Origin of the sequence: Mycobacterium simulans (genome assembly GCF_900232995.1) — a bacterium.
GTDB classification, from domain to species: Bacteria; Actinomycetota; Actinomycetes; order Mycobacteriales; family Mycobacteriaceae; genus Mycobacterium; species Mycobacterium simulans.
Genome location: NZ_OCVX01000007.1, coordinates 187,692 through 196,498 on the forward strand (window position 1 = coordinate 187,692; position 8,807 = coordinate 196,498).

7 protein-coding genes and 1 pseudogene are annotated in these 8,807 nt (G+C 63.6%); 2 read left to right on the forward strand and 6 right to left on the reverse strand.

Going from position 1 to position 8,807, the window contains the following annotated elements; translation table 11 throughout:
* Positions 1-4 precede the first annotated feature (4 nt).
* The 5 genes from MSIMFI_RS23035 to MSIMFI_RS23055 all read right to left on the reverse strand — a co-directional run bounded on the left by MSIMFI_RS23035 (position 5) and on the right by MSIMFI_RS23055 (position 3,154).
* Positions 5-523, reverse strand: a complete 519-nt coding sequence (locus MSIMFI_RS23035; protein WP_396820581.1) for a YbhB/YbcL family Raf kinase inhibitor-like protein — start codon at positions 521-523, stop codon at positions 5-7.
* 43 nt (positions 524-566) lie between these two features.
* A complete protein-coding gene (locus MSIMFI_RS23040; protein ID WP_186243350.1) occupies positions 567-1,568 on the reverse strand; it encodes a synaptic vesicle VAT-1 family membrane protein in 1,002 nt (333 codons plus the stop codon).
* A 26-nt stretch (positions 1,569-1,594) separates the two neighbouring features.
* Positions 1,595-1,996: an SRPBCC family protein gene (locus MSIMFI_RS23045; protein WP_191499313.1), complete on the reverse strand. Its 402-nt coding sequence runs from the start codon at positions 1,994-1,996 to the stop codon at positions 1,595-1,597.
* On the reverse strand, positions 1,993-2,319 hold the full coding sequence (locus tag MSIMFI_RS23050) for an ArsR/SmtB family transcription factor (RefSeq protein ID WP_224770388.1): 327 nt from the start codon (positions 2,317-2,319) through the stop codon (positions 1,993-1,995). The genes MSIMFI_RS23045 and MSIMFI_RS23050 overlap by 4 nt, the downstream gene beginning before the upstream one ends.
* A 100-nt stretch (positions 2,320-2,419) precedes the next feature.
* Entirely contained in the window at positions 2,420-3,154 is a 735-nt protein-coding gene (locus MSIMFI_RS23055; RefSeq protein WP_191499314.1) for a hypothetical protein, read from the reverse strand.
* Positions 3,155-3,193: 39 nt separating this feature from the next.
* Here MSIMFI_RS23055 and MSIMFI_RS23060 point away from each other — a divergent pair, with 39 nt between their 5' ends.
* Entirely contained in the window at positions 3,194-3,907 is a 714-nt protein-coding gene (locus tag MSIMFI_RS23060; RefSeq protein WP_191499315.1) for an MBL fold metallo-hydrolase, read from the forward strand.
* Between the two features lie 235 nt (positions 3,908-4,142).
* Entirely contained in the window at positions 4,143-6,431 is a 2,289-nt protein-coding gene (gene aceA, locus MSIMFI_RS23065) for an isocitrate lyase ICL2 (protein ID WP_191499316.1), read from the forward strand.
* Between the two features lie 57 nt (positions 6,432-6,488).
* Here aceA and MSIMFI_RS29815 read toward each other — a convergent pair.
* Positions 6,489-8,807 (reverse strand): annotated as a pseudogene (locus MSIMFI_RS29815) (PPE family protein); the annotation flags it as partial.

An 8,807-nucleotide genomic window follows, 5' to 3' on the forward strand; every position in this document is an offset into this window, starting at 1 on the left:
CGGGTCAGCCTCCGAATGTTCCCGTGAGCTGGGCCTGCGCGGTGGCCGCTTGTGCTATCGCCTGGGCGGCTTGCACCCCCGTCAGTCCCGAAGGCAGTTCGAAGGTGTTCGGAAGCTGGTAGAGAGTAAACCGGTAGTGGTGCGTCCCCGTGCCGGCCGGCGGGCAGGGCCCCATGTACGCGGTCTGACCAGCCGAGTTCGGCAGGCTGATCCCGCCACCCGGGGTCTGACCATCGGCGGTCCTCCCCGAACCGAAGGCAATTCCGGCCACGATCCAGTGGACGAACAACCCGCCTCTGGCGTCGGGGTCGTCAACCACCAGTGCCGCCCCCAACGGAGCCGACCAAGTCAACGGTGGCGCAACGTTTGCCCCCTTGCAGGTGTATTGCGCTGGGATTGGGGCGCCATCGGTGAACGCAGGGCTGGTGATCGTTAACGGCTCGGTCGTCGGCGCTGCCGCAACAGTGTTGTTGCTACAGACGGCTAGCCCCGCCAGGAGTGCCAAACCGATGCTGGCCGACATCGTCTTGTACTTCATGTAGAACATCTTCGCGAAACCGGTCCAATTATGGAACCAGCACGACCTTGCCGATGTTCTCCCGTGCCGCGAGAATGCGGTGCGCCTTGGGCGCTTCGGCGAACGGCACAGCGGCATGAACGATCGGCGCGAGCGCACCGTCGAGCACCTTGGTCAGCGGCGTGATCCAGGGCTCGATCGAGCCACGGTCGTCCCACAACCGCAGCATGTTCAGCCCGATCACAGTTTTCGACTCCTCGAGTTGTGTCATCAGGTTGAAGCCTCGCAACATCGACAATGCGTGTGGGGCGACTCTGCGCAACGATCGCTTCTCGCCCTGCTGCATATTCGAAATCCCGTAGCCCACAAGCCTTCCGCCCGGGCGCAGCAGATCATAGGACCGCCGCAGTGACGAGCCGCCGAGCGCGTCGAGCACGAGGTCATACGGTTCTAGGCCTTTCCACCAGCCGTCGCGACGGTAATCGATCGCACGGTCGACACCCAATTCGGCAAGCGCTCGGTGCTTTCCGGGCGATGCGGTGCCATGCACTTCGGCTCCGGCGGCCTTGGCGAATTGAATGGCCGCGATGCCGACACCGCCCGCCGCGGCATGGATCAGCACCCGTTCGCCGGCGCGCAACGACCCATAGCCGTGCAGGGCCGCCCACGCGGTCGCGTAGTTGACCGGGATGGCGGCGCCTTGTTCGAAGCTCAGCGCGTCGGGCAATGGCACCGAGTCGGCGGCGGCCACGTTGACGATTTCGGCATAGCCGCCGAATCGCGTGCCGGCCAAGACTCGTTCGCCGACGCGGTTCGGATCGACCCCGTCGCCAACGGCCTCCACGGTGCCGGCAATTTCATAACCCACCACCGCCGGAAGCTTCGGTGCGTCCGGGTACAGGCCGACGCGGGCGAGGTGGTCGGCGAAGTTCACCCCCGCAGCGCGAACTGCGATCCGCAGCTGACCCGGGCCCGGTGGTGGCGGATCGGGCCGGTGCTGCACCTGCAAGACCGATGGATCGCCATGCCTGGTGATGACGACTGCGCGCATTGTGTTCCCTCCTGGTGGGTTGGCTCTCAGATGGCTTCGGCGAGGCGGGGGAGAACAACGTCGCGCCAGCCGGCTCCCATGCGGTTGAATGCGTCGGCCATCCGCTTGTCATTGAGGTCAAAGCCGGTGTGCTCCAAGAACACCCGAGTGCCGGTGCCTTCCGCTTCCAGGCGCCAGGTGAGGGTCCACGCGTCGGTGAAGGTGTAGACGAAGCGGTGTGGTGCGTCCACCTCCAGCACCTTGCACCGTTGCTTGCCATAGCCCGGCATGTCGAGGGTGAATTGGTGGCCGACCACCGCGGCCACCTGGCCCTCGGCCCACCAGAGTCGCATCAACTCCGGCTCGGTCAGCAACCGCCACACTCTTGCCGGAGGCGCAGCCACGAATTGATCTACCCGGATCGTCGCGGGTGCCGATGTTTCGGTCAATCCAGCTCCTCTGCTGCCTCGGCGAGTGCGGCCAGTCGCCCACGCCAGAACTTTTCGAACGGATGCAACCACTCGCCGAGCTCGGCCAGCGGTTCTGCGGTCAGCCGATAGATGCGCCGGCGTCCTTGCGGCTGGTCGTCCACCAGGCCGGCGTCCCGCAACACCTTGAGGTGCTCGGCGACGGCCGGACGGCTAAGCGCGAACCGCTCACTGAGTTCCCCGGCGGAAAGTGGCTGCCCGCTGAGGATCTCAAGTAGCTTCCGACGTACGGGATTAGCCAGCGCCGCGAATACGCGGTCGCAGATGCAGTCGCAGCCGGCCACGCCGGAAACTATATGTCGGAAATTCCCGACATGTCAATAATTTCCGACACGTTGAGGCTCGAGCCGGTCAAGGGACGATCAAGGGCCAGTCAAGAGCCGATCATCTGCCGGCGAACCACGCCGTCACCACGGTGCGAGTCTGTGGTGGCGGCAAGTGCGCTTCGCCGGAACCGAGTGAACCGACCTTGACCGTCCACAGCGCCTGAGAGCGATCGATCGCAGACTCGCCACCCCCCGGTCTGACGGGGACGAGGACCGCCGGGGTTTCATTCGGACAGCCGTAGGCGCCGACCAGGCCGTCATCCCGTCCACCCCAGGCGCCGCCGTTGCGTAGGCGACATTGCGTCCCGTCATCGAGAAGGAGGGCAAACGGCGCCGGCGTTGGTGGCGCAAGCACGTGGGGAACCGGATCGGTGGAAGTCACCCGCCGGAGTCCCTTGCTCCAGGGGTCGTCAAGACACCACAGGGTTTCCGGGGCCGACGGCCCCGCCGGCCAACAGACGTCGGCACCAGCCGCATTGGGGGCGCAATAGTAGATGTCGTCGGCGACCGCCGCCGGTGACGCGGCACAGCCGAACACGTCCGCGACGTTGCCGGGATCCTGGGAGGGGGGCAACTGCCGGTAGCCGTCGATCGGCTTCCCGTTTGCGTCGACAGCCACCACGGTAATGACCTGGGTGCCCTTCGGTATGACCGGCGAGGTGAAGGACGGCAACGCTACATCTGGCCCGCCGATCAGGCGGTAGTGCAGCAGCGCCCATGCCGCCACGACGACGAGGACCGCTACGAGGCCGGCGACCGCAACTCCGATCCATCGCGAAGATCTCGATGCCATTGCCGAATCGTACTTTCACACGCGCGCTACGTTTCATTCGTGCACTTCGCCTGGGAGCCGGTGACTGACACCATCCATCGGTGCCGGCTGCCGTTTTGTGACGTCACGATCGGGCTGGTGCTGGGCCGCACCGGAGCGCTGGTCGTCGATACCGGCACCACGCTCGACGAGGCGGCCGCTATCGACGCCGACGTACACGAAATCTCCGGCAGCGCGGCGACACATGTTGTGTTGACACACAAGCACTTCGACCATGTGCTGGGTTCTTCGATGTTCGCCGGAGCCGAGATCTACTGCGCGCCAGAAGTTGTCGACTACCTCTCGTCGGCCACCGACCAACTGCGGGCCGACGCACTGAGCTACGGGGCGGAGCCGGCCGAAGTGGACCGTGCGATTACGGCCTTGCGACCGCCCCGGCGCGGCATCTACGACGCCGACGTCGATCTCGGTGGCCGCACAGTCACGATTACGCACGTGGGCCGCGGCCACACCACCGCGGACCTAGTCGTGGTGGCCCCAGCCGCACACGATCAAGACGGTCCGCTCGTGGTTTTCACCGGTGACCTGGTCGAGGAGTCCGCCGAACCCAGTATCGACAAGGATTCCGATCTGGGGGCATGGCCCGCCACCCTTGATCGGCTTCTGGCGGTAGCCGGACCCGATGCCTGCTACGTCCCGGGTCACGGAAACGTGGTCGATGCGGAGTTTGTCCGTCGCCAACGGGATTGGTTGAGAGAACGCGCGGCGCGCTAGCGCGCACGGCGGGTCGATCGTCAGATCGATCTCAAGGGAATGTCGGCGGTAAATACCCAACCCATTTCGACGTGAAGGTTGCCTGCTCGACTCGAAGGTCGCTGTTGGTCGGACCAAGTCCGAGCGGCACCGATAGGGGAAGAAGCCGCGGCACGTACCGACGGTGATTTTGCTCACCTGCTCGGGGCTACACTCACTGCGTCAGGGAATTTGGGCTGAAGAGGAGCGTACGGGCATGGCCATCGCCGAAACAGATACTGCGGTCCAAACACCGTTCGAGCAGGACGTAGCCGCGACGCAGCGATACTTCGACAGCTCACGCTTCACCGGGATCACCCGGCTCTATACGGCGCGCCAAGTCGTCGAGCAGCGCGGCACGATTCCCACCGACTACACGGTGGCGCGAGAGGCAGCTGCGGCTTTCTACGAGCGCCTGCGCGAACTGTTCGCGGCAAACAAGAGCATCACGACCTTCGGCCCCTACTCACCCGGCCAAGCAGTGAGCATGAAGCGAATGGGCATCGAGGCGATCTACCTGGGAGGCTGGGCAACCTCCGCCAAGGGTTCCACCACGGAAGACCCCGGGCCCGACCTTGCCAGCTACCCCCTGAGCCAGGTGCCCGATGACGCCGCGGTGCTGGTGCGTGCCTTGCTCACCGCCGACCGCAACCAGGAGTACCTGCGCCTGCACATGACCGAACGGCAGCGCGCCACGGCGCCCAATTACGATTTCCGGCCGTTCATCATCGCCGACGCCGATACCGGCCACGGCGGTGATCCTCACGTACGCAACCTGATTCGCCGCTTCGTCGAGGTCGGTGTGCCCGGATACCACATCGAAGACCAGCGCCCGGGTACCAAGAAGTGCGGCCACCAAGGGGGCAAGGTTCTGGTTCCGTCGGACGAACAGATCAAGCGCCTCAACGCCGCCCGGTTCCAGCTCGACGTAATGCGGGTACCCGGCATCATCGTCGCCCGCACCGATGCCGAGGCGGCAAACCTGATCGACAGCCGCGCCGACGAGCGCGACCAGCCGTTCCTGCTCGGCGCAACGAACCTGAAAGTTCCTTCCTACAAGTCTTGCTTCCTGGCATTGGTGCGGCGCTTCTACGAATTGGGCGTCAAGGAGCTGAATGGCCATTTGCTGTATGCGCTCGACGACGGCGAGTACGCGGTCGCCAGCGCATGGCTTGAGCGCCAAGGGATCATGGGCCTGGTCTCCGACGCAGTCAACTCGCGGCGGGAGGACGGCCAGCGGTCGATCGACGACCTCTTCGACCAGGTCGAGTCACGGTTCGTGGCCGCTTGGGAGGACGACTCCGGGCTGATGACCTACGGCGAGGCGGTCGCCGAAGTGCTCGCATTCGGTGAGAGCGAAGACGAGCCGGCAGGCATGAGCCCCGACGAGTGGCGGCAGTTCGCCGGGCGTGCGTCTCTCTACGCCGCCCGGGCGAAGGCGAAAGAGCTGGGTGTCGACCCGCCATGGGATTGCGAGCTGGCGAAGACCCCGGAGGGCTATTACCAGATCCGTGGCGGCATTCCCTATGCGATCGCCAAGTCGCGGGCGGCGGCGCCGTTCGCCGACATTCTCTGGATGGAGACAAAGACGGCAGACCTCGCCGACGCTCGACAGTTCGCCGAGGCAATTCATGCCGAATTTCCCGAGCAGATGCTGGCCTACAACCTCTCGCCGTCGTTCAACTGGGACACCACCGGCATGACCGATGAGGAGATGAAGCAGTTCCCTGTAGAGCTCGGCAAGATGGGCTTCGTCTTCAACTTCATAACCTACGGCGGTCATCAGATCGACGGCGTCGCAGCTGAGGAGTTCGCGACCGCGCTACGGCAGGACGGGATGCTGGCGCTGGCGCGCCTACAACGCAAGATGCGGCTTGTCGAATCGCCTTACCGCACACCGCAAACCCTGGTCGGCGGGCCACGCAGCGACGCCGCATTGGCCGCCTCCTCGGGACGCACGGCGACCACCAAGGCTATGGGCAAGGGGTCCACCCAGCACCAGCATCTGGTGCAGACGGAGGTGCCCAAGAAGCTGCTCGAGGAATGGCTTGGGCTGTGGAGCGAGCACTACCAGCTGGGCGAGAAACTCCGCGTGCAACTGCGGCCCCGCCGCGCCGGTTCGGACGTGCTCGAACTCGGAATTCATGGTGACGGTGGCGAGCAGCTGGCCAATGTCGTCGTCGATCCCATCAAGGATCGCCACGGCCGCAGCATCCTGCAGGTGCGCGATCAGAACACGTTCGCCGAGAAGCTGCGGCAGAAGCGGCTGATGACGTTGATCCACCTATGGCTGGTGCATCGATTCAAGGCCGACGCGGTGATTTACGTTACGCCGACCGAGGACAACCTCTATCAGACCTCGAAGATGAAGTCCCACGGCATCTTCACCGAGGTCTATCAGGAGGTCGGTGAGATCATCGTCGCCGAGGTAAACCACCCGCGCATCGACGAGCTACTTACCCCCGATCGGATAGCTCTGCGGAAGTTGATCACCAAGGAAGGCTAGCGATTCTTCGCCTTGGGCAACGTGTTTCGTGGTTGCCGTCGGTTATGGTCGCGGTTGCTATGGGGTTGAGCTCTGGAAGAGCCAGCCCGACAGGTAATTTCCGACGTTCGAGAACCCTGAGATAAGGCTGGTCGCTGCGAACGGCAGGGTACCGGTGTTGGAGAAGCCCGAAACGCCGCTGCCCAGGTTGTAGAGCCCGGACACGAGGCCGCCGTAGTTCTGGTAACCCGAACCACCGAGCAGTCCCACCGGATTCGAGTTGTACCAACCCGACAGACCCGCGCCGTTGTTGCCGAAGCCCGAATTCCCACCGGCCCCGGAGTTGAAGAAGCCGGACGAGGGCGCCGTGCTCGAATTGAAGAACCCAGGCGCCGCCGGAAGGTCGAAGCCGGCGATCGTGGTGCTGGGCAAGTGGATGCTGGGCACCGTGAGTGGTGGCGTGGTAAACGCCGCCAGGCCAATGGGCGGAACGCTCAGCGGCGGAGTGGTGATGGCTGGCGTGATGATCTCCGGCAGCAAGAAGTTGCCGACACCGATCGGGTTGATCGTCAACGGCGGCGTCACAATCTGCGGCGTGGTGATCTCCGGCAGGGTGAAGGCGGCGACGCTGATCGGGTTGATCGTCAACGGCGGCGTCGTAATCTGCGGCGTGGTGATGTCCGGCAGGGTGAAGGCGGCGACGCTGATCGGGTTGATCGTCAACGGCGGCGTCACAATCTGCGGCGTGGTGATGTCCGGCAGGGTGAAGGCGGCGACGCTGATCGGGTTGATCGTCAACGGTGGCGTCACAATCTGCGGCGTGGTGATGTCCGGCAGCGTGAAGGCGGCGACGCTGATCGGGTTGATCGTCAACGGCGGTGTGGTAATCGCCGGCGTCGTGATGTCCGGCAGCGTGAAGGCGGCAACACTGATCGGGTTGATCGTCAACGGCGGCGTCACAATCTGCGGCGTGGTGATGTCCGGCAGCGTGAAGGGGGCAACACTGATCGGGTTGATCGTCAACGGCGGCGTCGTAATCTGCGGCGTCGTGACGTCCGGCAGCGTGAAAGCACCCACCCCGATCGGGCTGATCGTCAACGGCGGCGTCACAATCTGCGGCGTCGTGATGTCCGGCAGCGTGAAAGCACCCACCCCGATCGGGCTGATCGACAACGGCGGCGTCACAATCTGCGGCGTCGTGATGTCCGGCAGCGTGAAAGCACCCACCCCGATCGGGTCGATCGACAACGGCGGCGTCGTAATCGGCGGCGTGGTGATCTGAGGCAGCATGAAGTTGCTGACAGCAATCGGGTCGATCACCACCGGCGGCGTCACGATGACCGGCGTGATGATCTCCGGCAGGTTGAAGGGCGCGACGCTAATGGTTGGAACATTGATGCCCGGAATGGTGAAGTTCGGCAGGTTGAAGCCTGAAACGGTGGCCCCGCCGATGGTGAAACCGCTGAGGCTGATAGGCCCAAGTACTAAGGTGCCCGTCTCTATATATGCACCGGGCATACCGTAAAAGTTGCCGATTGCAGGGTATACGCCCGCTACATTCGTCTGCAAGGCAGTAATATTGTTGGGAAGGAATACGCGGAATGGTAAGTTGAACCCGGGTATCGTTAGTGTTGGTCCGACTATGCTGGGTGTCGTTATCGTCGGCGTGACGAACTGGCCGGTCGATATATTGCTCACGTGAATAGGCTGAGTTACTAAGCTAGGCGTGTTAAATCCACCGATAGACGTTCCGGCGGGTATTGTCAAGGACGGAATAACCACCGACGGAACCGACAACCTCGGCAGATTAAACGCGCCCACCGCGGTGCCAACCGGTATCGTAATCGGAGGAACATTCAACGCTGGAATCGACAGAGGTGGCGAGTCAAATGCACCCAGTGCGGTCCCCGTCGGAATCGTGAACGATGGAATCGTCAACGACGGCACCGACAACGCCGGCAAATTGAAAGCTCCCACTGCAGTACCGACCGGTATCGTAATCGGGGGAATATTCAACGGTGGAATCGATAAGGTTGGTAAGTTAAACGCGCCCAGCGCGGTCCCCGCCGGAATCGTCAACGACGGAATCGTTTGCGACGGAATACTCAATCCCGGCAAATTAAACCCACCCAGCGCAGTCCCCGCCGGAATCGTCAACGACGGAATCGTTTGCGACGGAATACTCAATCCCGGCAAATTAAACCCGCTCAACGCGGTCCCCGCCGGAATCGTCAATGACGGAATAGTTTGCGACGGAATACTCAACGCCGGCAAATCAAACGCACCCAACGCCGTCCCCGCCGGAATCGTCAACGACGGAATCGCTTGCGACGGAACCGGCAACGCCGCCAAATCAAACGCCCCCAACGCCCACCCCGCCGCCATCGTCAACGACCG